This window comes from Pseudomonas sp. AB39(2026) (genome assembly GCF_059831485.1).
Genome location: NZ_CP195212.1, coordinates 3,007,200 through 3,030,069, shown reverse-complemented (window position 1 = coordinate 3,030,069; position 22,870 = coordinate 3,007,200). Strand labels below are relative to the sequence as shown.

The 22,870-nt window shown below is 59.8% G+C and carries 22 protein-coding genes and 1 pseudogene; 9 read left to right on the top strand and 14 right to left on the bottom strand.

Translation table 11 applies throughout. The features are described 5' to 3' along the window. Positions 1 to 138: 138 nt before the first annotated feature. Complete coding sequence (ompR, locus tag ACSAMW_RS13965; RefSeq protein ID WP_168083241.1) at positions 139 to 879, top strand: osmolarity response regulator transcription factor OmpR; 741 nt, start codon at positions 139 to 141, stop codon at positions 877 to 879. Between the two features lie 97 nt (positions 880 to 976). Then, positions 977 to 2,287: an ATP-binding protein gene (locus ACSAMW_RS13960; RefSeq protein WP_500590801.1), complete on the top strand. Its 1,311-nt coding sequence runs from the start codon at positions 977 to 979 to the stop codon at positions 2,285 to 2,287. Between the two features lie 26 nt (positions 2,288 to 2,313). On the opposite strand, the gene rimK is transcribed toward ACSAMW_RS13960, so the two are convergent. Further along, positions 2,314 to 3,219: a 30S ribosomal protein S6--L-glutamate ligase gene (rimK, locus tag ACSAMW_RS13955; protein ID WP_168083237.1), complete on the bottom strand. Its 906-nt coding sequence runs from the start codon at positions 3,217 to 3,219 to the stop codon at positions 2,314 to 2,316. Further along, entirely contained in the window at positions 3,216 to 3,698 is a 483-nt protein-coding gene (gene rimB, locus ACSAMW_RS13950) for a retropepsin-like aspartic endopeptidase RimB (protein WP_500590800.1), read from the bottom strand. Before rimB ends, rimK begins: the two co-directional genes overlap by 4 nt. A gap of 204 nt (positions 3,699 to 3,902) precedes the next feature. On the opposite strand from rimB, the gene ACSAMW_RS13945 reads away from it, so the two are divergent. Beyond that, positions 3,903 to 4,301, top strand: a complete 399-nt coding sequence (locus ACSAMW_RS13945) for an RNA-binding S4 domain-containing protein (protein ID WP_500590799.1) — start codon at positions 3,903 to 3,905, stop codon at positions 4,299 to 4,301. On the opposite strand, the gene ACSAMW_RS13940 is transcribed toward ACSAMW_RS13945, so the two are convergent. Beyond that, positions 4,298 to 5,095, bottom strand: coding sequence for a phosphatase PAP2 family protein (locus ACSAMW_RS13940; protein ID WP_500590798.1), 798 nt, complete (start codon positions 5,093 to 5,095; stop codon positions 4,298 to 4,300). The two genes, ACSAMW_RS13945 and ACSAMW_RS13940, sit on opposite strands and share 4 nt — an antisense overlap. 107 nt (positions 5,096 to 5,202) lie before the next feature. On the opposite strand from ACSAMW_RS13940, the gene hslO reads away from it, so the two are divergent. From hslO to ACSAMW_RS13925, 3 genes are all read left to right on the top strand, one after another. After that, the gene (gene hslO, locus ACSAMW_RS13935; RefSeq protein ID WP_500590797.1) at positions 5,203 to 6,105 is read left to right on the top strand and encodes an Hsp33 family molecular chaperone HslO; all 903 of its coding nucleotides are present in this window, start codon (positions 5,203 to 5,205) and stop codon (positions 6,103 to 6,105) included. 178 nt (positions 6,106 to 6,283) lie between these two features. After that, positions 6,284 to 7,828, top strand: coding sequence for a phosphoenolpyruvate carboxykinase (locus tag ACSAMW_RS13930; RefSeq protein ID WP_500590796.1), 1,545 nt, complete (start codon positions 6,284 to 6,286; stop codon positions 7,826 to 7,828). A 189-nt stretch (positions 7,829 to 8,017) separates the two neighbouring features. Next, positions 8,018 to 8,704: a dihydrofolate reductase family protein gene (locus tag ACSAMW_RS13925; RefSeq protein WP_500590795.1), complete on the top strand. Its 687-nt coding sequence runs from the start codon at positions 8,018 to 8,020 to the stop codon at positions 8,702 to 8,704. Between the two features lie 19 nt (positions 8,705 to 8,723). On the opposite strand, the gene ACSAMW_RS13920 is transcribed toward ACSAMW_RS13925, so the two are convergent. The 6 genes and pseudogenes from ACSAMW_RS13920 to yrfG form a co-directional block, all read right to left on the bottom strand. Next, positions 8,724 to 9,455, bottom strand: a complete 732-nt coding sequence (locus ACSAMW_RS13920; RefSeq protein ID WP_500590794.1) for a hypothetical protein — start codon at positions 9,453 to 9,455, stop codon at positions 8,724 to 8,726. A 175-nt stretch (positions 9,456 to 9,630) separates the two neighbouring features. Continuing rightward, positions 9,631 to 10,092 carry a glycine zipper domain-containing protein gene (locus ACSAMW_RS13915; RefSeq protein WP_500590793.1) on the bottom strand — a complete coding sequence of 154 codons (462 nt, stop codon included), beginning with the start codon at positions 10,090 to 10,092 and terminating at the stop codon, positions 9,631 to 9,633. A 177-nt stretch (positions 10,093 to 10,269) separates the two neighbouring features. Then, positions 10,270 to 12,575: pseudogene (locus tag ACSAMW_RS13910) on the bottom strand (FdhF/YdeP family oxidoreductase). A gap of 27 nt (positions 12,576 to 12,602) precedes the next feature. Further along, positions 12,603 to 13,436 (bottom strand): formate dehydrogenase accessory sulfurtransferase FdhD, encoded by an 834-nt coding sequence (fdhD, locus tag ACSAMW_RS13905; RefSeq protein ID WP_500590792.1) that lies wholly within the window; start codon positions 13,434 to 13,436, stop codon positions 12,603 to 12,605. 92 nt (positions 13,437 to 13,528) lie between these two features. Next, positions 13,529 to 14,416, bottom strand: coding sequence for a LysR family transcriptional regulator (locus ACSAMW_RS13900; protein ID WP_500590791.1), 888 nt, complete (start codon positions 14,414 to 14,416; stop codon positions 13,529 to 13,531). Beyond that, on the bottom strand, positions 14,416 to 15,096 hold the full coding sequence (yrfG, locus tag ACSAMW_RS13895; RefSeq protein ID WP_500590790.1) for a GMP/IMP nucleotidase: 681 nt from the start codon (positions 15,094 to 15,096) through the stop codon (positions 14,416 to 14,418). The genes ACSAMW_RS13900 and yrfG overlap by 1 nt, the downstream gene beginning before the upstream one ends. An 87-nt stretch (positions 15,097 to 15,183) precedes the next feature. Between yrfG and nudE the strand changes: the two genes are divergently transcribed. The 3 genes from nudE to relB all read left to right on the top strand — a co-directional run bounded on the left by nudE (position 15,184) and on the right by relB (position 16,904). Continuing rightward, on the top strand, positions 15,184 to 15,750 hold the full coding sequence (gene nudE / locus ACSAMW_RS13890) for an ADP compounds hydrolase NudE (protein ID WP_168083211.1): 567 nt from the start codon (positions 15,184 to 15,186) through the stop codon (positions 15,748 to 15,750). Next, a complete protein-coding gene (gene cysQ, locus ACSAMW_RS13885) occupies positions 15,747 to 16,574 on the top strand; it encodes a 3'(2'),5'-bisphosphate nucleotidase CysQ (protein WP_500590789.1) in 828 nt (275 codons plus the stop codon). The genes nudE and cysQ overlap by 4 nt, the downstream gene beginning before the upstream one ends. Before the next feature lie 102 nt (positions 16,575 to 16,676). Further along, complete coding sequence (gene relB, locus ACSAMW_RS13880; RefSeq protein ID WP_500590788.1) at positions 16,677 to 16,904, top strand: type II toxin-antitoxin system RelB family antitoxin; 228 nt, start codon at positions 16,677 to 16,679, stop codon at positions 16,902 to 16,904. Positions 16,905 to 17,014: 110 nt separating this feature from the next. Here relB and ACSAMW_RS13875 read toward each other — a convergent pair whose 3' ends face one another. From ACSAMW_RS13875 to rfbB, 5 genes are read right to left on the bottom strand one after another with little or no spacing between them, the layout of a single operon-like run. After that, positions 17,015 to 18,400, bottom strand: coding sequence for a sigma-54-dependent transcriptional regulator (locus ACSAMW_RS13875; protein ID WP_500590787.1), 1,386 nt, complete (start codon positions 18,398 to 18,400; stop codon positions 17,015 to 17,017). Then, a complete protein-coding gene (locus tag ACSAMW_RS13870) occupies positions 18,397 to 20,205 on the bottom strand; it encodes a sensor histidine kinase (RefSeq protein WP_500590786.1) in 1,809 nt (602 codons plus the stop codon). The genes ACSAMW_RS13875 and ACSAMW_RS13870 overlap by 4 nt, the downstream gene beginning before the upstream one ends. 45 nt (positions 20,206 to 20,250) lie before the next feature. Then, on the bottom strand, positions 20,251 to 21,129 hold the full coding sequence (rfbD, locus tag ACSAMW_RS13865; protein WP_500590785.1) for a dTDP-4-dehydrorhamnose reductase: 879 nt from the start codon (positions 21,127 to 21,129) through the stop codon (positions 20,251 to 20,253). After that, complete coding sequence (rfbC, locus tag ACSAMW_RS13860; protein WP_500590784.1) at positions 21,126 to 21,674, bottom strand: dTDP-4-dehydrorhamnose 3,5-epimerase; 549 nt, start codon at positions 21,672 to 21,674, stop codon at positions 21,126 to 21,128. The genes rfbD and rfbC overlap by 4 nt, the downstream gene beginning before the upstream one ends. Positions 21,675 to 21,702: 28 nt before the next feature. After that, complete coding sequence (gene rfbB, locus ACSAMW_RS13855) at positions 21,703 to 22,785, bottom strand: dTDP-glucose 4,6-dehydratase (RefSeq protein WP_500590783.1); 1,083 nt, start codon at positions 22,783 to 22,785, stop codon at positions 21,703 to 21,705. Positions 22,786 to 22,870: the final 85 nt, after the last annotated feature.

Here is a 22,870-nt window from a genome sequence, read left to right as displayed (position 1 = left end):
CAGCGAAACGTTGCACGGGGCCCTGAGGTAGCCATTTTGGGGTATACAAGGGTGCCGAAGAAAAATCTGCTAACAATGCGCGAAGCACGTACCGCGGCGGCTGCGCCATAATGTGGGCCGACAGCAAAGGAGTTATTCATGAGCAGCACCGCCCAAACCAACGAAGGTGAAAAAATCCTCATCGTGGATGACGACCCGGGATTGAGCAGCCTGCTTGAGCGCTTCTTCGTCAGCAAGGGGTACCGTGCTCGGGCCGTGCCCAACGTGGAGCAGATGGACCGCCTCTTGAGCCGGGAAGTGTTCAACCTTGTGGTACTGGACCTCATGCTGCCGGGGGAAGATGGTCTTTCGGCCTGTCGCCGGCTTCGTGCTGCGAACAACCAGATCCCTATCATCATGCTTACTGCCAAGGGCGATGAGCTGAGCCGTATCAAAGGGCTGGAACTGGGCGCCGACGACTACCTGGCCAAACCTTTCAATCCAGACGAGCTCGCGGCACGCGTGAAAGCCGTGCTGCGCCGCCAGTCGGCGCCTGTGCCAGGCGCGCCGGGTGCCAGTGACGAGACCGTATCCTTCGGGGAATATCACCTGTCCCTGGCTACGCGCGAGCTCAAGCGTGGTGACGAAGTGCACATGCTGACCACGGGCGAATTCGCGGTGCTCAAGGCGCTGGTCACCCATGCACGAGAGCCGCTCACGCGCGACAAGCTCATGAGCCTCGCTCGCGGCCGGGAATGGGATGCTCTGGAGCGCTCCATTGACGTGCAGATCTCGCGCCTTCGACGCATGATCGAACCTGACCCTTCCAAACCCCGCTATATACAAACGGTCTGGGGAGTGGGCTACGTGTTCGTGCCGGACGGCAACGCGGGCAAGTAGCGTAATGCGTCGGGCAGGCATGTCGAAAGGTATGCCTGCCCGTTTCTTTTTGTTTTGCCGGCGCGCTCGGCGTATGACCCCGAAATAGGCTGGCCCTATGAAAACCCCTGTGTGGTTCCCCCAGAGCTTCTTTGCCCGCACGCTATGGCTGGTCCTTATCGTTGTGCTCTTCTCCAAGGCTTTGACCCTGGTTTACCTGCTCATGAATGAGGACGTATTGGTAGACCGGCAATACAGCCACGGTGTGGCTTTGACGCTTCGTGCCTACTGGTCAGCCGATGAGGAGAACCAAGGCAAGATCGCAGAGGCGGCAGGCCTGCTGCGGGTCACCAAGGACGCCGTACCGGAAGGCGAGCAGCATTGGCCCTACAGCGAAATCTACCAGCGGCAGATGCAGGCAGAGCTGGGGGAAGATACCGAGGTGCGGCTACGGGTGCATGCTCCACCCGCCCTGTGGGTGCGCGCGCCCAGCATTGGGCAGGACTGGCTGAAAGTACCCTTGTACCCCCATCCGCTTCGCGGCCAGAAAATCTGGAGCGTGCTGGGCTGGTTCCTGGCAATTGGTCTGCTCTCCACGGCCTCCGCCTGGATTTTCGTACGCCAGCTCAATCAGCCACTCAAGCACCTGGTATTCGCGGCCCGGCAACTGGGGCAGGGCCGAAGCATCCGCTTGCCTATCAGTGACACCCCTAGCGAAATGACCGAGGTCTACAGCGCCTTCAACCAGATGGCCGAAGACGTCGAGCAGGCGGGCCGCGAACGGGAATTGATGCTGGCGGGCGTATCTCACGACCTTCGTACGCCGCTCACGCGGTTGCGCCTGTCGCTGGACTTGATGAGCAGCGACAACGAATTTGCCGAAGGGATGGTGCGTGATATCGAGGACATGGATGCCATTCTGGACCAGTTCCTGGCCTTTATCCGCGACGGTCGCGACGAAACCGTAGAGGAAGCGGATTTGGGCGCTTTGGTTGAAGAGGTCGTTGCGCCCTTCAACCAGCCGGATCAGCGTGTGCGCTTGTGCCTTGAGCCGATACCGGCTTTCCCATTGCGGCGTATTTCCATCAAACGGCTGCTGAACAATTTGATTGGTAACGCGTTGTACCACGCCGGCAAAGGCGTTGAAGTAGCGGCTTTCGTGTCGGGTGACTCCAGCGCACCCTATGTAGTGCTCAGCGTACTGGACAGGGGGGAAGGCATAGACCCACAAGAGTTCGAAGGTATCTTCAACCCCTTCACCCGAGGCGACCGGGCCAAAAGCAAAGGCACAGGGCTGGGCCTTGCCATTGTGAAGCGTATCGCCTCCATGCACGGCGGCAACGTGGAGCTGCGCAACCGTGCTGGTGGTGGGCTAGAGGCCAGGGTTCGCCTGCCACTGAACCTGGTGCTACCACGGGACGCGATATAGCCGAGCAGGAGGTCCACGCGCCTGGCTTAGCCCTTGCCCCGTGTACGCGTAAGGTTCGGCCCGCTGTTTTTCTCCAGGTGTTCGATAATCATGCAGGCAACATTTTTGCCGGTAGTAGATTCGATGCCCTCAAGGCCTGGGGACGAGTTCACTTCCATGACCAATGGGCCGTGGTTGGAGCGTAGGATATCAACCCCAGCTACGCTCAACCCCATCACTTTGGCTGCCCGAATGGCAGTCATGCGCTCTTCAGGGGTGATCTTGATGAGGCTGGCACTGCCGCCGCGGTGAAGGTTGGAGCGGAACTCCCCTGGCTTGGCCTGCCGCTTCATGGAAGCGATTACCCGGTCACCCACCACAAAACATCGGATGTCGGCGCCACCTGCTTCCTGGATGTATTCCTGCACCATGATGTTCTGCTTCAGGCCCATGAAGGCCTCAATCACCGATTCAGCAGCCTTGGTGGTCTCGCACAGCACCACGCCGATGCCTTGTGTGCCTTCCAGCACCTTGATAACCAGTGGCGCGCCGTTGACCATCTGGATCAGGTCTGGAATATCGTCCGGCGAGTGGGCGAATCCGGTTACAGGCAGCCCTACGCCTTTTCGAGAAAGCAGCTGCAGGGAGCGCAGCTTGTCCCGAGAGCGGGCGATGGCAACCGATTCGTTGAGTGGGAATACCCCCATCATTTCGAATTGACGCAATACGGCGCAGCCATAGAAAGTGACAGACGCACCAATGCGCGGAATCACTGCATCGAAGCCTTCCAGCGGCTTGCCACGGTAATGGATCTGCGGCTTGTGGCTGGCAATGTTCATATAGGCCCGAAGCGTGTCCACTACAACCATGTCATGGCCACGCTCTGTTCCGGCTTCAACCAGCCGTCGGGTGGAGTACAGGCGCGGATTGCGCGATAGCACAGCGATTTTCATTCAGCACCTGGGGAGAGGGAGAGAGAGGCCGGAGACGTTGGTTTATTTTGTATGTACGTTTCGCCAGGGTTGACTACCAATTGGCCATCTATCAGCGCCTTGGACCCTAACAGCAAGCGGTAACGCATGGCCTTGCGGCAAGCGAGGGTGAACTCCACCTGCCATACACGATCACCCAAGGCCATCATGGTGCGGATGACATAGCGCGTTTGTGCCAGCCCATTGGAGCTTTTAATGGTTTTTCTCGCCACCAGCGGGGCTTCGCACCGGCGGTGGCGCAACTGCACCACCGTTCCCAGGTGCGCGTTGAAGCGTACCCAGCGCTGGCCGTCGCGTTCAAAAGGTTCGATTTCCGTCGCATGTAGGCTGGAGGTACTGGCCCCTGTGTCTATCTTGGCACGAAGCCCTGCCACGCCCAATTCGGGTAGCGCGATCCATTCGCGAAGGCCAATGACGGTAAGGTGGTCGAAAGTCTTCAACAGGTTTGCCCAAAATTAATTGCCCCTTCAAGAGGCTGAGCCGAGGCTGGCAACGCAACGCGGCCGGGCCATTGCATAGACCGCGAAGTGGGCCTGATTGCGTCAGCGGTTGAACATGTGCGGCACTCTAAACAAAGCGGGGCCACGTTGCATCCCTGCGCAGGGGTAGTAAAGTGGATGAATGTTTCCAAATGAGGTTACGCAGTGGCACAACAGGCTGAGCAGGACAGCAAAGTTCGCCTTGATAAATGGCTGTGGGCGGCACGTTTCTATAAAACCAGGGCCTTGGCCAAAGCCGCCATCGAAAGCGGCAAGGTGCATTGCCGTGGGGAGCGCTGCAAGCCTGGAAAAGAGCCTCGGTTGGGCGACGAGTTTCAGCTACGTACCGGTTTTGACGAGCGTACGGTCGTGGTGAAGGCTTTGAGCGATGTGCGTCGGGGTGCGCCCGAGGCGCAACAGTTGTATGCCGAAACAGAAGACAGCATTGCACGTCGGGAGCAAGCGGCGGCCTTGCGCAAGGCCGGGGCGTTGGGCGTAACAACTGACGGGAAGCCTTCGAAGAAGCAGCGCCGCCAGTTGTTCAGCTTCCGTTCGGAAGGTTAGGCGCTGATCACGCTCAGCCGACGAACAACGGGCAAGTGCCCCAGCAGGCGGAACACCGGTGCGGTGACCTTCACCAACCAGGCACTGGCATGGGCTACGAAAGGGGTGTAGCACGACCACCCCAATGCAACCAGCGCCATGACCAGGCCGCCAATGTAGTCGTCTTGGCCCCAATGGGCGCCTGCTACCAACCGAGGCATCATGAACAGCAGCGCCAAGGCCCAGATCACCACACGCTGGCCAAACCGGTGGCTGGAAAATGTCATATAGAACGCCCAGATCAGCAACACTGAAGCATGGTCACCCGGGAAACTGGAGCTGGACTGGTCTTTGAGCTCCCACTTTTTTTCCAGGTGAGGGTACCAGTCGCTCAAATGAATGGCCCCCGGTAGCACTATGGTGGGGCTGTCGTGCTGCCACCCCATGGCGTCACACAGTTTGGAGAACAGTGCCCGTACTACCAGCAGCAGTATCAAGGTTGCGATAAACCCCCAAAATGCCTGGCGTACCTGAGCAGCCTTGAAAACCCAGTCGCCTCTGATCAGCAGGGCCAGTAGAATAAGCCCGACCAGCGCGTCGAACGGGCGCAAGCTGCCCGCGGTCCATATGTACCGCCAACCGGCGTTGCTCGCCAAGGGCTGGTTCAACAGGGTGAACAGTGATTCATCGAATGCAGTGAAAGCTGCATGGCCGGCCGGCCATAGCCATACACACAGCAGCGCAATCGCCAACAGATTGCACAGGACCAGCCCGCGCGTATTCCAGCTTGCCCGGAACAGTGCCGGTTTGTTCATATAGACCTCTATCAGGACATCCACTCGCACCCGTCTGGTGCTCCGAGTCGGGCTTTTTATAAAAGTACCGATACATATTTTGTCATCTTTCTGTGATAGCCGAACCTATGAGCGATTTGCCAAACACTGATTTCACTCAACGTTTCATCTTTGACAATGCAGACGTGCGTGGAGAAATGGTGTCGTTGGAGCACAGCTATACCGAAGTGCTTACGCGCCATACCTACCCAGCGCCGGTGGCCAAGCTGTTGGGCGAGCTGATTGCTGCCGCCGCATTGCTGGCAGGTACGTTGAAATTCGAAGGTTTGTTGATTCTTCAGGCCCGTTCCGATGGGCCGGTTCCGATGCTGATGGTGGAGTGTTCCAACACACTGGAAATACGAGGCCTTGCACGTTACGACGAAGCGCTGACCGGTATGGCAGACGGCTTGCAGGCGCTGATGCCTGATGGCACTCTGGCTATGACGATTGACCCTACGCATGGGCAGCGTTACCAAGGCATCGTGGCGTTGGATGGTGAAGACCTGGCCGCTTGTTTCTCCAACTACTTTGCATTGTCGGAGCAACTGGGCACCAGATTCTGGTTAGAGGCAGACGGAAAACAGGCGCGGGGCATGTTGCTCCAGCAGTTGCCGGCCGAAAAGCTCAAGGATGCCGACGAGCGCAATGACCATTGGCAACATGTATTGACGCTGGGGGGCACACTTAGCGCTGAAGAGTTGCTGACCCTGGATAACGAAACGGTACTGCACCGTTTGTATCACGAAGAAGACGTGCGGTTGTTTGACCGTCAGGCTGTTCGGTTCCAATGCAGTTGTTCGCGAGAGCGTTCGGCGCGGGCATTGATCAGCCTTGGCGAAGACGATGCACAGGCCTTGCTCAAGGAAGAGGGCGGTAGGGTGGAAATCGATTGTCAGTTCTGTAACCAGCGTTATTTGTTCGATGCTGCCGATGTTGCACAACTCTTTGCCGGCGGCGGGGTCGATACACCGTCAGATAGTCGTCACTGAATAGTTTCAGCACTGTAAATGGACCTGCAAGCGCCGGAATAGCGCCGTTTTGAACCCAAAGAGCTATCCATAGACCTCGGTTCTAGGCATAATCCGGCCCACTTTTTAGCTGTAGTAGGGTGTGGTTTTCTACTACAAACGTTTGGAGCACTCGGCACGATCGCCGACGGGGATTCTCATGACGCAAGCCAAAAACGCCGTGTATACCGATATCAGCACCGCTCAACTGGTCGAAGAGGCCATTCGTCGCGGCGAGGGTGAGCTTGCTGCCAATGGCTCACTGGTTGTCAAAACCGGGCATCGTACCGGGCGTTCACCGGTTGACCGCTTTATTGTAGATGAGCCGTCCACCCGCGATTCCATCGCCTGGGGCCCTATTAACCGCAAGTTCCCGGCCGACAAGTTCGATGCCCTGTGGGAGCGTGTGAGTGGGTATGTGGCAGAGCGTGATCACTTTGTTTCCCATGTTCACGTAGGGTCTGACGACAGCCACTACCTGGCGGTGAAAATGACCACGGAAACCGCCTGGCACAACCTGTTCGGCCGTTGCCTGTTCATCAACCCTGAACAGTACAACCCGGCTGCCCGCCAGGAGTGGGAAGTGCTGAACGCTCCATGGTTCACCTGTGAGCCTGAGCGTGACGGTACCAACTCCGATGGTTGCGTGATCATCAATTTCGCGGCTAAAAAAGTGCTGATCGCTGGCATGCGTTATGCCGGTGAAATGAAGAAAGCCATGTTCTCGGTGCAGAACTTCCTGCTGACCGATGCCGACGTATTGCCCATGCACTGCGCGGCCAACATGGGTGAAGACGGCGACGTTACCCTGTTCTTCGGCCTGTCGGGCACTGGCAAGACTACCCTTTCTGCCGACGAAAGCCGTTACCTGATCGGTGATGATGAACATGGCTGGGGCGAAGGCGTTGTCTTCAACATCGAAGGCGGCTGCTATGCCAAGTGCATCGACCTGACCCAGAAGAACGAGCCGGTCATCTGGAAAGCTATTCAGTTCGGGGCCGTGTTGGAAAACGTGGTGTTGAATCCAGAAACGCGCCTGCCGGACTACACCGACGACAGCCTGACCCAGAATAGCCGTGCGGCTTACCCGCGCCAGCTGATCGACAAGATCGCCCCGAAAAACCTGGGCGGCGAGCCCAATGCCGTTATCTTCCTGACCTGTGACCTCACCGGCGTACTGCCGCCTGTGTCGATTCTCAGTGAAGAGCAGGCCGCTTACCACTTCCTGTCCGGCTATACCGCGTTGGTAGGCTCCACTGAAATGGGTTCGGGTTCGGGCATCAAGTCCACCTTCTCTACCTGCTTCGGCGCACCGTTCTTCCCACGCCCTGCCGGTGTGTATGCCGAGTTGCTGATCAAGCGCATCCGCGCGTTCGGCTCCAAGGTATACCTGGTCAACACCGGCTGGACCGGTGGTGGCTACGGCGTAGGCAAGCGTTTCAACATCCCTACTACCCGTGGCGTGATTGCAGCCATTCAAAGCGGTGCACTGGTGGGCGTTGAAACCGAGCACCTGGACATCATCAACTTGGACGTGCCAAAAGCCGTACCGGGCGTTGAGACCAACCTGCTCGCCCCGCGCAATACCTGGGCCGATGGTGCGGCCTACGATGAGGCGGCCAAAGGCCTGGCTGGGTTGTTCATCGAAAACTTCAAGAAATTCGAAGTTTCCGATGCCATCCGTGCTGCAGGCCCTCAGTTGTAAGCTTGCCTGCGCCTACAATTGTAGGCGCTTGGCTTACCACACGTTGCACCGAACCCCGGCCTTGTGCCGGGGTTTTTTATTGAGCAGGGCTTTCCTTCTAGGGCCTCGCTGCCCCTCAATAGCTTGCGCTGAACTAACCCAGGCGTGTTTCAGTCGGCTATAGACCCCTGAACCTAAAAAGAGCCTGTTATGCAGCCCTACGTAATCTGCCACATGATGTCATCGCTGGACGGTCACGCCCTCACAGATGGCTGGGACCGTGCGTTCAAGAAATCGGCCAACGAGCTGTATGAAAAGCTCGCCAAAACGTTCGAGTTCGATGCCTGGATCTGCGGCCGTGTCACCATGCAGGAAATTGCCCATGATGAGGGCTATACCAAGGGTATGGCCAAGGGGCCGATACCGCGCACCCATCACTTCGCCAATCGCACCGCCGAGGCCTATGCCATTTCCATCGACCCTGAAGGAAAAGTAGGCTGGAAAACCAACCAGGCGCTGGATTCTCACGTAGTGGAAGTGCTGACAGAACGCGTGTCGGATGATTACCTGGCCTACCTGCAATCCATTAATGTGTCATACCTGTTTGCAGGTAAAGACGAGATCGACCTGGCCCAGGTGATCGATATTCTTGCCAAGGAATTAGGATGCAAGCGGTTGATTGTGGAGGGCGGGCCCCATGTAAGCGGCTCTTTTGTTGCCGCAGGCCTTGTGGACGAGGTGAGCGTGGCTATCCTGCCATTGGTAGACGGCCGCGGCGAGCATCCAGCCTCTTTCGAAGTGCCGCCAAAGGCCTGGAAGCAGCCCACACACCTCACCCTTGTATCTGCAGAGGTGCAAGAGGGCGGGGCGGTGTGGGTGAGGTACAAAAAAGCCTAAGGCTGGCGCAGTAGGTGCTTCACGGCACAAACGCGCCTGCAACCGTGCAATATTGAACGCGTGCCTCGCGGGTTTCCTTGTCGCGGGACTTCTCTGTACGGCGCGTCCAGTCCTTGCACTGTTCCTTGAAGTATCGCTGCGCTGCGCGCCGGCATTCACGGTAGCCGATGCTGTCAGCCATGAAGTTGAAGCATACGGAGCCTTGGTCGATTTCGCTGTCCTGGACGCGCCATTTGGCCACGTAACGGTTTGGCCCATCCCATTCACGAATGTTGACCGTCGCGATCTGATAGGGGCGCTGAGTGGCCTCTGGCGAGTGGCCCGCTCCAGCCTTGAACTGTGCCAGGTATTGAGCTGACACCATGCCCTGCGCAGGTTGAGGCGGGGCCGGTGTGGCCTCTGGCATCGGTGCCGTGCGCTTGGGAGCGGTTTGAACAGTCGGGTTGAAGATCACTACTTGGTTAATGACACGAGTGTCCGTGGCTTGGTTGACCACGGTAACGGTCTGCGCCTCAGGGGCTGAGGCGACAGGTTGGGGCTGGTTAGCCGCTACCGTGACAGGTGACTGGCTTGCCCCCAACCACCATCCCGCGACCGCAATACCAGACAAGGCAAGCCACCACAGCCCTTTGCGGCTCTGCCCTGACGGCGCCTGCGGGCGCTGCGAACGAGCACTGCCAAGCACCACATCGATCTGGTTAGGGTCCAGACGCTGAAAATGCGTTACACCACTGTCATTGGTTGTGTTCATCACAAGTGCCCTGCGTACCGACACGGCTGCGGTAGAAAGGCGCGCAGGTGATGTCGTAATGCCGTTATTTTCGCGCGCAGATTAAACGCCGCTTCAGAAAATGAACAGAGAAATACAGCGCAGTTGGTCGGAATGGATCCGGCGGAGAAGGGCAACGATTGTTGCCCTAGACGCTTTAGCGGTGGCGCCAGTGTTTGCGGTGCCCACCATGGCGGCCATGGTCATGGTCCCAGCGGCGGTCGGCACGCCCACGGTGTTTGCCGTTACGTCCGGAATCGTTGTCTTCGCCCATGTAGTTACCCAGTGCGCCGCCCGCACCGCCACCGGCTGCTGCGCCCACTAGGCTCCCTGTGCTCCCACCCAGATTGCGGCCGATCACATTGCCACCGGCCGCACCTAGCGCACCACCAATGGCCGCCTGGCCACGGCTGTGCTTATCGGCGCCAACGGCGCTGCCAGCTGCACCGCCAAGGCCAGCACCAATGGCAGAGCCCGTGCTGCCGCCCAGTGACTGGCCGACAACCGAACCCAGAACCCCACCCAGTGCACCACCTGCTCCGGCTTGAACAGTCCCGCCAGCAACAGCAGCACCGCTGACTACAGCTAAAGACAACGCGATGATTGAGGCAAACTTCATGAAGGAAATCTCAGGCTTATGACGGCGCGATCCTGACAACGCAAGGGAGGGGTTACAACCTAAAAACGACAAATCACGCGACTGGGTCACAAAACGCTGATGTGATGGCCTGCCCAGGAAACCAGGCAGGGGTGGGGCGGGTCTTATGATATCAACCCGCCCCAATGGCTCCGCGATTTAGACGATGCGTGCGCTGTCCCGTGCGCGTTCGAATCGGATGGCAACGAATTTCGAGGTAGGCGTGCTGCTGCCGTCACCGGTACTTTCCAGCGGCACCAAGGGGTTGGTTTCTGGATAGTAAGCGGCTGCCTGACCTGCCGGGATATCGAATGGCAACAGTGTGAAGCCGCTCACCCGTCGCTCGTGGCCGTCTGCCCATACCGAGATCATGTCCACTTTCTGGCCCGGCTGGTACCCAAGGCGAATGATATCGGCCTCGTTGGCAAACACCACCTCGCGCTGGCCACGCACACCGCGGTAGCGGTCATCCAGGCTATAAATAGTGGTGTTGTACTGATCATGCGAACGCAGGGTTTGCAAAATCAGGTCCGGTACCACACCTGTCTCATGCACCTTGTCATGGAGCAGGTCCACAGGCAGTGCATTAGGCTTGAAGTTGGCCCGGCCGCTGGCAGTGTTCCACCGACGCGCCCCTGCCGTATTGCCCAGGTAGAAGCCACCAGGATGGTTCAGCTTGGTGTTGAAATCCGTAAAGCCAGGGATGGTATCGGCAATCAACTCACGAATACGCTGGTAGTCGCCAATCAACCATTGCCAATCCATTGGGCGTGGACCCAGCGTTGCGCTGGCAATCCCGGCAATTATCGCAGGCTCAGAGCGTTGCAGCGCAGAAAGCGGCTGCAACTGGCCAAACGAGGCATGCACCATGGAGAACGAGTCTTCTACGGTCACGGCTTGCGGGCCTTCAGCCTGGCGGTCAATGTCGGTACGGCCCAGGCACGGCAGAATCAACGCATCTTTACCATGCATCAAGTGGCTGCGGTTCAGCTTGGTGCTGATCTGTACCGTAAGGTCGCAATTGCGCAAGGCTTGCGCTGTACGAGGGCTGTCTGGGGTAGCCTGGGCAAAGTTGCCGCCCAGCGCGATAAAGACTTTGGCGCGGCCCTCTAGCATCGCGTGAATGGCTTCGACCACGTTATGCCCTTGCTGGCGGGGCACTTCGAAACCAAAACGCTTTTCGATGGCATCGAGCAGGAACACTGGCGGGCGTTCGTTAATGCCCATGGTGCGGTCGCCCTGCACGTTACTGTGGCCGCGTACAGGGCACAGGCCGGCACCTGGGCGGCCGATGTTGCCACGCAGCAGCATCAGGTTGGACAGTTCCTGAATGGTAGGCACTGAGTGACGGTGCTGTGTAATACCCATGGCCCAGCACATGATGACCTTGGTGCCTTTGGCGTACATGCGCGCTGCTCGCTCGATCTCGATCAGCGGCAGCCCGGACTGCTCCACAATGTGTTCCCAGGTAGTGGCATCTACAGCAGCCAAGTATTCCTGTACGGCAGCGGTGTGTGCGTTCAGGAACTCATGATCGAATACAGGCGGCTTGCCAGCGGCCTGAGCATCGCGCTCCCACTGCAGCAGGAACTTCGCCATGCCGCGGGCGATGGCCATGTCGCCGCCCAAGGCAGGGCGGAAGAACGCGGTATTGGTCGGGCGGTCACCATTGGTCAGCATTTCCAATGGGTGCTGCGGGTGCTGGAAGCGTTCCAGGCCACGCTCTTTGAGCGGGTTGACGCACACCACCTGCGCACCACGTTCTACGGCTTCGCGCAAAGGCTCCAGCATACGAGGGTGGTTAGTGCCGGGGTTCTGGCCCCATACAAAAATGGCATCCGCGTGCTCGAAATCCTCGAACGTGACAGTGCCCTTGCCCACGCCAATGCTTTGGGACAACGCCACGCCGCTGGCTTCGTGGCACATGTTCGAACAGTCTGGGAAGTTGTTGGTGCCGAAAGCGCGCACGAACAGCTGGTACAGGTAGGCCGCTTCGTTACTGGCACGGCCAGAAGTGTAGAACTCAGCCTGGTCCGGGCTCTCCAGCCTATTGAGGTGCTGCGCGATCAGGGCGAACGCGTCGTCCCAAGCGATAGGCTTGTAACGGTCATTGGTCGCGTCGTACACCATAGGCTCGGTGAGGCGGCCTTGGTATTCGAGCCAGTAGTCACTCTGCTCCAGCAATGACGTCACGCTGTGGCGCGCAAAGAACGAAGCATCCACCCGGCGCTTGGTGGCTTCCCAGTTCACGGCCTTGGCGCCGTTCTCGCAGAACTTGACCATGCCGTCTTCTGGCGATTCGCCCCATGCGCAACCTGGGCAGTCAAAGCCGCCATTCTGGTTGGTCTTGAGCAGGGTACGAATGTTCTTCAAGGCATTACCGCTGCCCAACCAGAAGCGGGTCACGCTTTGCAGCGCGCCCCAACCGGCGGCGGCGCCATTGTAGGGCTTGTAACGGGGGGCAGAGGCTGGAGCGATTTCGTCTTTGGTACTCACGGCTGGTTCTCCATCGCGGGGCTGTACACCCGCGGCGCGCTGTGATGCGGCAGATGAATGAGGTTCAAACGGTGCTGGCGTGCCCATTGGCAGGCCAGGCCTGTAGGTGAGGAAAGGCTCACCAGGGTGCTGATCCCGGCGCGTAGCATTTTCTGGATGAGCTCAAGGCTGCAGCGGCTGGTGACCACCACCAGGCCACCAGCGGTGTCGATCCCTTGGCGGACCAAGGCACCGATAAGCTTGTCCATAGCGTTATGTCGGCCGATATCTTCGCGAGCCAAGAGCAGCTCGCCTTTTTTATTCATGAAAGCTGCAGCATGCACGGCACCTGAGTGCTGCCCCAAGGGTTGCAAGTCACTAATGCGTTGGCGCAGCCCTTGTAGCCACTGGGCGGGCGGCAACGGCGCTGGGGCCAGTACAGGAAGGTCCGGCAGGGCCTGGTCCATGGCTTCCACACCGCACAATCCGCAGCCTGTGGTGCCAGCCATTTGCCGGCGATGATCTTTCAGCGCCCAGAAGGCCCTGCTGGAAATCTCCACCTGGGCCTGGCGAGAGGCACCTAAGCCCTGTAACTGAATGTCATAGATGTCGTCAGCCGCTGGCACGATGCCGCTGGCCAGGCTGAAGCCCACAACGAAGTCTTCAAGGTCACGCGGGCTGACCAACATAACGGCCTGGCTGATGCCGTTGTAAGCGATGGCCAATGCCGCCTCGTCGGCGAGCGCGGCATTACCGTGCCCGCTTTCATCGAGGTTCGCATAGCGGTAGTCCTGACTGGCGGCGGGCGCAGGTTCAGGCGGCGACAGCGGTGCAACGCGCGGGGCAGACATTCGACGATACCGGCAGTTTCGTTCATTGAGCCTATGTCGAGTGTGACTAAGCGTCTAATCGCTTGTTCCGATCCTTTGATAGACGGCCTCGATCAGCCAAGCGGCAAGAGCTGCTGGCAATAGGCAAAACATGCCTGGGCGAGCGGAGAGCGCGGCGCAGTACGGCGCATGATCAGGCCTACGCTGGCCAAGGTCTGGGCTTGCTCGATGGGGTGCAAGCGCAAGTGTTCGGTAAAGCCTTCCAAGCCATTGTGCAGGGGCATGATCGCGCAGCACAGGCCACCCTGTACGGCTTGCAGCAGTTGGTGCACGGCATCGGTTTGCAGTAAAGGGCGCGGGTTCAGCCCGCGGCTATGAAACGCGTGGTCGATGGACTGGCGAAAATGCATACCATTGGTTAGCAAGCCCAATGGCAGGCTGTTCAAGGCTTCCCAGGACAGCGGCGCGGCATCGAACTGGAAATACCGCTGATCATGCAGCAGGCCCATGCGCGTGTCGCTCAAGGTCAGGGATTCAAATTGCGAAGCGTCCAGGCGATCCAGGTAGGACACGCCCAGGTCCAGGCGATTGCTGGCCAGGTGTTCGATCAACTGGTCAGAGCTCAGTGAGCTGAGTTCGAAGCGTAATTCGGGGTGCAGACCATGCAAGCCAGTGAGCAAAGGCACCGGGTCGAAGCTCGACAGAGGAACGATGCCCAGTCGCAAGGTCCCTACCAGATGGCCACGGCAAGCGGCCGCCTCGGCCTGCAAGCCATCATAGGCCGCCAGCACCGTGCGTGCCCACGCTAGAATGCGTTCCCCTGGCGGTGTGAACCCTTCGAAACGCTGGCCGCGGTTCACCAGCGGTAGTTGCAGTTCCTCTTCCAGGTTGCGCAACCGCATGGACAGGGTGGGCTGGGTAATATGGCAACGCGCAGCGGCCTGGCCAAAATGGCGGGTTTCGTCCAGTGCTACCAGAAACTTCAACTGCTTGATGTCCATCAGGCCTCCGGCCGCTGCACCAGGCCCACCATAAGCTCGCGGAAGTCGCCTACGGCTTCGAATTCTTCGGTGTTCTTGGGGCCTTTGCGGCTGTCCGGCTCGCACACCGCCAGCAGGTGGCCAATTCCCCAGGCGCGCGCGCTGCGCAGAATCGGCAGTGTGTCGTCGATGAACAAGGCCCGGGCCGGGTCGAAGCCGATGTCGGCCTGCAGCGCGTCCCAGAACTGTGCCGCTTCCTTGGGGTAACCGTAGTCATGGGACGTAATCAGCCGGTCGAACCAAGGCGCCAGCTCGATGCGCTCCAGCTTGAGCGACAGCGAATCTCGGTGAGCATTGGTGATCAGCACCAGGCGCTTTCCCGCACCCTTCACAGCCTTGAGGAAGGTGTCGGCATGGGGGCGCAAGGCAATCAGTTCGGCAATTTCATGTTTGAGGGCCAGGATGGGCAGGTCAAGTTCCTGGGTCCAGAAATCCAGGCAATACCAGTTCAACTGGCCAGCATGGTGTTCGAACAGCGGCTGTAGCTCCATCTGTGCCATTGCCAGGCTTGTGCCATGGACTTGGGCATAGCGCTGTGGCAAATGGTGAAGCCAGAAATGGTTGTCGAAGTGCAGGTCCAGCAGGGTGCCGTCCATGTCCAACAGCACTGTGTCGATGTCGGGCCAGGCTAAAGCAGGCATTGGTGAGCTCCCGGGCAGCGGAAAAACAGGCTCGGCACAGGCGCGAGCCAAGGTATAGTAACCCGTTCAAGCCAAGGAGCCGCCCTTATGCGCCATAAGCCCACCGTACTGGGTCGTGAGATCGTCGCCAGTAGCCGTATCTTCCGTGTCGAGCAAGTGCAGTTGCGTTTCTCCAATGGGGTTGAACGCACCTATGAGCGCCTGGTGGGGCGCGGCAATGGCTATGGCGCGGTCATGATCGTGGCCATGCTGGACGACGAACATGCGGTACTGGTCGAAGAATACTGCGGTGGCACCGAAACCTACGAACTGTCCCTGCCCAAAGGCCTGATCGAGCCGGGCGAAGATGTCGTCGCTGCTGCCAACCGTGAGTTGAAGGAAGAAGCAGGCTTTGGTGCACGCCAGCTTGAGCACCTCACCGAACTGTCCTTGTCGCCGGGGTACATGAGCCAGAAGATTCAGGTAGTACTGGCCATGGACCTCTACGAAGAGCGCCTGGAAGGTGATGAACCCGAACCGCTTCGCGTGGACAAGGTAAACCTGCGCAACCTGACCGAACTGGCCAGCAATGCGGACTTTACAGAGGGTCGCGCGCTGGCAGCGCTGTACTTGGTGCGAGACTTGTTGACCCAGCGCGGCGTTTTCAAGCCATGACCTTTGCTCATCCGTTGCTCGAAGGGGTGCTGGCCATAGCCCGCGAAGCGGGGGAGGCGATCCTGCCGTTCTGGCGCGCAGGCGTGGATGTCACCACTAAAACAGATGACTCTCCGGTGACTGCGGCGGACCTGGCTGCCCATCATGTGATCGTTGCCGGCCTTACCCGCCTGGCGCCGCATATCCCCATCTTGTCCGAAGAGGACTGTAACGTGCCTCTGTCGGTACGGGAGGGGTGGACTCAATGGTGGCTGGTGGACCCACTGGACGGTACCAAGGAATTCATTTCTGGAACCGAGGAATTCACCGTAAACATCGCGCTCATTGGGCAGGGTGACGTGGTATTTGGCGTGGTAACCATGCCGGTTACCGGGCGTGCCTGGTGGGGCGGCGCGGGCCTGGGCGCCTGGTGCCAGGCGGCGGGTGATGCGCCTGAGCCTATTGAAACGCAACCGGCCCCTCCAGCGGGCGAGCCCTTTACCGTGGTCGCCAGCCGTCGCCATTCCAGCCCGCAGCAGCAAGCCCTGCTGGCCGGGCTGGAAAGTGCCGTTGGCCCGCTAAGCCTTACCAGCATTGGCAGCTCCCTGAAGTTCTGCCTGGTGGCCGAGGGCGTTGCCCATTGCTACCCGCGCCTGGCCCCAACCTCCCAATGGGACACGGCCGCCGCCCAAGGTGTGCTTGAAGGCGCAGGCGGTGAAGTGGTGGATACCCAAGGCAAGCCCTTCCGCTACCCTGTGCAGGACAGCCTGCTCAACGAGCACTTCCTGGCTTTACCAGGCAACGCGCCCTGGCGGGGGGCGTTATTGAGGTTGTGTGAGGCTTAGTGCTCTTTGACGTATTCAAGTCGACACCTCACTGTAAATTTTCATTGTGCGTGCCAAGGTATTCGACGCCTTCTACGCACTTAAAGGAGGGCACGCGAATTTATGGCAATCTCACTCAAGCTTTCTGATGAGGTCGAGGCGCGGCTGGACAGGCTTGCAGCACTAACTGGCAAAAGCAGAGCATTCTATGCAACCGAAGCCATTTGCAAGCATCTGGAAGACCTTGGAGACCTTTATCTGGCCGAGCAGCGCAGGGCAGGGATCAGAGCTGGCCGTGTTGAAACCCTTTCGCTGGACGACGTGATCAGGCGATACAGCCTGGAAAGTTAATGGGCTAACCATCCTGATAGTAAGGATTGGCAACCGCCGTAATGTTTACCGTCACCAATGACAACGCCTTAGCACAAAGCTTTATTGCGCCGTGCACAATAGGCCAGTCCCTACTCCCCCTCGTCCCCATTACCCACGCTCAACCCATGCTTGCGTAACTTGTCATGGAGGGTTTTGCGTGGGATACCCAGCGCCTCGGACAGGCTTCTCAATGAGGCATGCCCTCGGGCCATCTCCGCGCTGATCAGTTGCCGCTCGAACGCTTCCACTTGTTCATTCAGGGGGCCATGCGGCTCGGGTTCCGTGGCGGCCATCGGCGTATCGGCGGGTGCATCCAGGGCCAGGTCCAGCCCGAGCGCGAACCGTTCGGCAGCGTTTTGCAGCTCACGCACATTGCCCGGCCAGCGGTGGCGCAGCAGGGCGCTGCGCTGTGCCGGCTGCAGGGTTTGCGGCGGCAGGCCATGGCGCTCGGAGGCTGCGCTGCTGAAGTACTCGAATAGGGTCACGATGTCCTCGCCGCGATCGCGCAGGGGCGGAATACGCAGCGGTGCCACGTTCAGGCGATAGTACAGGTCTGCCCGGAAGCGCCCTTGGTCGGCGGCCTGACGTAAATCTTCTTTGGTAGCCGCAATTACCCGAATATCCAAAGGGACCTGCTGGTTGCCTCCCAGCCGCTCCACCATGCGCTCCTGCAACAGGCGTAGCAGTTTGACCTGCACGTCCAGGCTCATGCTTTCGATTTCATCCAGGAACAACGTGCCACCGTTGGCGAACTCAAACTTGCCGATACGGCGTTTTTGCGCACCCGTGAACGCCCCAGGCTCATGGCCGAACAGTTCGCTTTCCACCACCGACTCTGCCAGGGCACCGGCGTTGATGGCGACAAAGGGGCCGTTTCGTCGGCTGGACAGGTCATGCAGTGCTCGGGCGACCACTTCCTTGCCGGCGCCGGTTTCGCCCAGGATCAGGACATCCGCACGCGTGCCGGCCAGTGCGCCTATCTGCTCCCTGAGCCGTGCCATTGAGGGGCTATGGCCCACCAGCCGTGTGCCCAATGCCTGGCGGTCGCTCAAGGCCAGGCGCAGGCTGCGGTTGTCCAGCACCAGCCGCCTGTGGCTCAAGGCGCGTCGCACGCCGTCGAGCAAGGCCTCACTGGCGAAGGGTTTTTCCAGAAAATCGTAGGCCCCTGCCCGCATAGCTTCCACCGCCAGGGGCACGTCGCCGTGGCCGGTGATGAGCAACACAGGAAGCTCAGGGTCAGCGGCCTGCAATTGGCGCAAGAAGGTCAGCCCGTCCACCCCTGGCATGCGGATATCCGATACCACCACACCGGGCCAATCCCGGGCGATACGGGCCGGCAGCCCTGTGGCCTCTTCCAGTGCAAGTACCTTGAGGCCTGCCAGGTCCAGGGTTTGGCCCAAGGCTTGGCGCAGGTGCGGGTCGTCGTCGATCAACAGTACGTCGATCCGGGCGTCCAGTACATCCAGGTGGCTCATGCCAGGTCCTCAAGGGGTTGCGGGCTTGCACCAGGCGTGGCTGGCCTTAACCGTAGTGTCAGCAAGGCGCCGCCCTGGGGGTGGTTGGCCATCAGCAGTTCACCGCCAAGGGCACGCATCAGCGTATCGCATATGGCCAGCCCCAGGCCAAGGCCCTGCGTGCGGGTCTTGGTGGTGAAGAACGGCTCTTTGGCATGGGCCAGGGCCTCGCTACTGAACCCCGGGCCATTGTCACGAATGTACAGGCTGATCCCGTCGGCAGACTTTTCGGCGCTTAGCCAGATCCGCCGTGGGTTAGCCTTTTCGGTGAGTGCATCCAAGGCATTGGCCAGCACATTGCCCAGCACCTGGCGCAGGCGTGTTTCACCGGCCTGTACCCACAGCGGCGCATCTGGAAGGTCCCGAATCAGTTCCACGGCCATGGCGCGACGGCGTTGGGCCAGTAGGGCCAACGCATCCTCTAGGGCAGGTTGCAGCGCTACGCTTTCAGGGGCATGGCGGTCACGGCGGGCAAAGGCCCGCAAGTGCGCGATGATGGACGCCATGCGTGCGGTCAGTTCGCTGATGGCTTTGAGGTTGCCGCGAGCGTCATCGGTGCGCTCGTGGTCAAGCAGTACGCCCGCATTGTCGGCATAGCTGCGGATAGCCGCCAGTGGCTGATTCAGCTCATGGCTGATGCTGGCGCTCATGGTGCCCAGTGCCGACAGCTTGCTGGCCTGCACCAGCTCATCCTGTGCCTGTACCAGCTTCTGCTGCGCCTGTTCGCGTTCCAGTACTTCCTGGCGAAGGCGGCTGTTGAGCTTCTGCAGCGCGCTAGTCCGTTCGCTGACCCGCGCTTCCAGCTCCTGGCGGCCCGAGGCCTCCAAGGCAATGCGGTCCATGTAGTTGCGCCGCCGTTGCATCATCAAACCTAGCATCAGCATCAAGGCCAGCAACGCTGCGCTGCCCACCGCCACCACCGTACGCACCGGTCGATCAACCAGCGCGTGGGGCGCCAGCAGGTTTACGGTCCAACCGGTCTCGGTGATGAAACGGCGTTGGATAAGCCAGGTTCGGTCGTCCAGCTGCAAGGCGCCGGGGCTGTTCGTGGGGTAAGGCTGGTTGGCGCCGATGGTGGCCCGCTCAGCATCCGTCAGTGGGCGCGTTGCCCGGTACCGCCACTCAGGGTGCGAGGTCAGGATCACTACACCGTACTGGTCTGTCACGGCCAGTTGTTCTGGCGTACGCCCCCATAAGGTTTCTGTGTGATCAAGGTCTACTTTTACCACCAGTGCGCCCAAGGTTGCTTCCTGGTCGCGAACACTGGCGGCAAAGAAGTAACCACGCTTGGCCGACGTGGTACCCAAGCCGAAAAAGCGCCCCAGCCGCCCGGCAATCGCATCATTGAAGTAGGGCCGAAAGGCAAAGTTGCGGCCTACGAAGCTGTCTTTCTGCTCCCAGTTGGACGCCGCCAGGGTATTGCCTGCCGGGTCCATCAGGTACATCACTTCTGCGCCGGTCTGGTCACAGAGGGTTTTGAGCAGGGCGTTAGCGGCAGCGAGCAACACGGGATCCCCCGGATTCGCAAGCGCTTCGCGCAGGGCTGGCAACTGGCCCAATATGGGGGAGAGGGCTTCGTAGCGGTGCAAGGTACCCAGCAGGTTGGCTACATACAGGTCAAGGGTTTGCCGGTTCTGGCTAACCAGTTCACTGTGGTAGTAACGCTCGGCAAGCCGTTGCAAAGGGTACAGCAACGGGGCCAGGCAAATGGCTACGAGCACAAGGTTGCGCCACCGTGGGCGGCGAGGAATGGCCGGTTTGATCATCCGGCCATGTTACCTCAGCCACCGCACAACCGTTATGCCCGGCCGTTATGCCGGGCGCAGGCACTCCAGCAAGGCATCCTGCCAATGCGGCTGGGTCACGCCCCATTGGACATACAGCTTGCCGCACTCAAGGCGGGAATTGAGCGGGCGCTGGGCAGGGGTAGGGTATTGGCTGGAGGGAATAGGCACCAGCGACGCACAGGGCTTGCCTGCGTTGCGCAGTTGCTCCCCAATAGCCTGGGCGAACCCGAACCAGGAGGTTTCGCCGCTATTAGTGAGGTGGTACACGCCCCATTCGCCGGGAGTGCCCGCCTGCCAGCGCTCAATCAACTGAACGGTGCTTTGGGCGATGCTGCCGGCCCAGGTTGGGGCACCAATCTGGTCTGCTACCACCTTCAGTTCCGGCCGTTCCTGCAGCAGGCGCTGCATGGTCAGCAGGAAGTTGCGCCCATGAGCGGCATAGACCCAACTGGTGCGCAGGATAAGGTGCTCCCCACCCACGGCCTGAATGGCCTGCTCGCCGGCCAGTTTGCTCTGGCCGTACACCCCAAGGGGGGCGGTAGGGTCGGTTTCCACATAGGGCTCGGCCTTGCTGCCATCGAACACGTAGTCCGTGGAGTAGTGAATCAGCAGCGCGCCCAGCGCCTTGGCCTCTTCGGCCAATATGCCGGGTGCCGTGGCGTTGATGGCAAACGCCAGATCCCGTTCGCTTTCGGCTTTGTCCACGGCCGTATGGGCGGCCGGGTTGACGATCAAGCCAGGCCGGAGGGCCCGTACCTTTTCACGAATGGCTTCGGGCTGGGTCAGGTCCAGGTCGGCGCTACCCATCACATGCAACTCGACCTTGCCGCGCAGGCGCTGTTGAAGTTCGGTCGTGACCTGCCCGTTGGCGCCTACCAGCAGTACCTTCAACACGCCGCTCATGGGAACAGGTCCGCATCGGCCAAGGCCTTGGCTTGCTGGTCTTTGGCAGACAACCGTGGCTCGAGGCCGTCCAGTTGCCAGTCAATGGCTAAGGCGGGGTCATTCCAGGCGATGGCGCGTTCGGCAGCCGGGTTGTAGTAGTCGGTCGTCTTGTAGAGGAAGTCAGCCGTTTCGCTGAGTACTACAAAACCGTGGGCAAAACCTTCGGGAATCCACAACTGGCGCTTGTTGGTCTCTGTCAGGCGTACTGCCACGGACTGGCCGAACGTAGGTGAACCCTTGCGAATGTCTACCGCAACGTCCAGCACGTCGCCGGTGGCCACGCGCACCAGCTTGCCCTGGGGGTTTTCGATCTGGTAATGCAGGCCGCGCAGTACACCGCGCTGGGAGCGCGAATGGTTGTCCTGAACGAAGGTCACCCGGCGGCCAACGGCCTCCTCGAAAGCACGTTCGTTGAAGCTTTCGAAGAAGAAACCGCGGTCATCACCAAAGACGCGAGGCTCGAAAATCAGAACCTCTGGAATGCTGGTTGCAACAATATTCATCGCGCTGCCCTCACCAAGACAATCTGCTTCATGCGATCAGGTCCTTGGGTTCGGTAAAGCCCAGGCGCTCGCGTTGGTAGCTGCCGTCCTGTACGCGGCGGCACCATTCCAGGTTGTCCAGGTACCATTGCACGGTCTTGCGCAGGCCGGTCTGGAAGGTTTCCTGAGGCACCCAGCCCAAGTCACGCTCGATCTTGCTGGCATCGATGGCGTAGCGCAGGTCGTGACCAGGGCGATCCTTCACGAACGTGATCAGGTCTGCGTAGTGGGCGACCCCTTCAGGGCGGCTGGGGGCCAGCTCTTCAAGCAGGGCACAGATGCCGCGCACCACGTCGATGTTCTTCTGCTCGTTATGGCCGCCGATGTTGTAGGTCTCGCCTACGTCACCACGGGTGACCACTTCAAGCAAGGCACGGGCGTGGTCTTCCACGAACAGCCAGTCACGCACCTGCAGGCCGTCACCGTATACCGGCAGTTTCTTGCCTTCCAGTGCGTTAAGGATCACCAGCGGGATCAGCTTTTCCGGGAAGTGATACGGGCCGTAGTTGTTCGAGCAGTTGGTGACGACTACAGGCAGGCCATAGGTGCGGTGCCAGGCGCGAACCAGGTGGTCGGACGCAGCCTTACTGGCCGAGTACGGCGAGCTAGGTGCGTAAGGGGTGGTTTCGGTGAACAGGTCATCCACGCCGTGCAGGTCGCCATACACCTCATCCGTGGAAATGTGATGGAAGCGAAATGCTGTACGTGCCGGTTCGCCTAGCTGGCTCCAGTACGCACGCGTGGCTTCAAGCAGCGCGTAGGTGCCTACGATGTTGGTCTGGATGAACTCGCTAGGGCCATCAATGGAGCGGTCAACATGGGACTCGGCCGCCAGGTGCATGATGGCTTCGGGCTGGAAGCGCGCCAGTACTTCAGCCATCTTAGGTTGGTCGGCAATGTCGGCCTGAACGAATTCATAGCGTGTGTTGGTCGCGATGCCCGCCAGGGATTCAAGGTTGCCTGCATAAGTAAGCTTGTCGATGTTAAGGACATCGTGCTCGGTATTTTCGATCAGGTGCCGCACGAGTGCAGAACCGATAAAGCCTGCACCACCAGTAATGAGGATTCGCATGTGAACGCGCCTTTTCCCTTAAGTCGCCAATAGAAATGGGCATACTTTGTGGGGATATGCTGCCGGGTGCAAGCTGGAATACGCT

Bases quoted from the DNA above. Each gene is read 5' to 3' on its own strand.
- ACSAMW_RS13875 (WP_500590787.1), bottom strand. From the start codon at position 18,400: ATGAGCCACCTGGATGTACTGGACGCCCGGATCGACGTACTGTTGATC.
- relB (WP_500590788.1), top strand. From the start codon at position 16,677: ATGGCAATCTCACTCAAGCTTTCTGATGAGGTCGAGGCGCGGCTGGAC.
- ACSAMW_RS13915 (WP_500590793.1), bottom strand. From the start codon at position 10,092: ATGAAGTTTGCCTCAATCATCGCGTTGTCTTTAGCTGTAGTCAGCGGT.
- ACSAMW_RS13900 (WP_500590791.1), bottom strand. From the start codon at position 14,416: ATGGACATCAAGCAGTTGAAGTTTCTGGTAGCACTGGACGAAACCCGC.
- rfbD (WP_500590785.1), bottom strand. From the start codon at position 21,129: ATGAGCGGCGTGTTGAAGGTACTGCTGGTAGGCGCCAACGGGCAGGTC.
- ACSAMW_RS13925 (WP_500590795.1), top strand. From the start codon at position 8,018: ATGCAGCCCTACGTAATCTGCCACATGATGTCATCGCTGGACGGTCAC.
- ompR (WP_168083241.1), top strand. From the start codon at position 139: ATGAGCAGCACCGCCCAAACCAACGAAGGTGAAAAAATCCTCATCGTG.
- ACSAMW_RS13920 (WP_500590794.1), bottom strand. From the start codon at position 9,455: ATGAACACAACCAATGACAGTGGTGTAACGCATTTTCAGCGTCTGGAC.
- nudE (WP_168083211.1), top strand. From the start codon at position 15,184: ATGCGCCATAAGCCCACCGTACTGGGTCGTGAGATCGTCGCCAGTAGC.
- yrfG (WP_500590790.1), bottom strand. From the start codon at position 15,096: ATGCCTGCTTTAGCCTGGCCCGACATCGACACAGTGCTGTTGGACATG.
- rfbC (WP_500590784.1), bottom strand. From the start codon at position 21,674: ATGAATATTGTTGCAACCAGCATTCCAGAGGTTCTGATTTTCGAGCCT.
- fdhD (WP_500590792.1), bottom strand. From the start codon at position 13,436: ATGTCTGCCCCGCGCGTTGCACCGCTGTCGCCGCCTGAACCTGCGCCC.
- ACSAMW_RS13940 (WP_500590798.1), bottom strand. From the start codon at position 5,095: ATGAACAAACCGGCACTGTTCCGGGCAAGCTGGAATACGCGCGGGCTG.
- ACSAMW_RS13930 (WP_500590796.1), top strand. From the start codon at position 6,284: ATGACGCAAGCCAAAAACGCCGTGTATACCGATATCAGCACCGCTCAA.
- rimK (WP_168083237.1), bottom strand. From the start codon at position 3,219: ATGAAAATCGCTGTGCTATCGCGCAATCCGCGCCTGTACTCCACCCGA.
- ACSAMW_RS13960 (WP_500590801.1), top strand. From the start codon at position 977: ATGAAAACCCCTGTGTGGTTCCCCCAGAGCTTCTTTGCCCGCACGCTA.
- hslO (WP_500590797.1), top strand. From the start codon at position 5,203: ATGAGCGATTTGCCAAACACTGATTTCACTCAACGTTTCATCTTTGAC.
- rfbB (WP_500590783.1), bottom strand. From the start codon at position 22,785: ATGCGAATCCTCATTACTGGTGGTGCAGGCTTTATCGGTTCTGCACTC.
- ACSAMW_RS13870 (WP_500590786.1), bottom strand. From the start codon at position 20,205: ATGATCAAACCGGCCATTCCTCGCCGCCCACGGTGGCGCAACCTTGTG.
- cysQ (WP_500590789.1), top strand. From the start codon at position 15,747: ATGACCTTTGCTCATCCGTTGCTCGAAGGGGTGCTGGCCATAGCCCGC.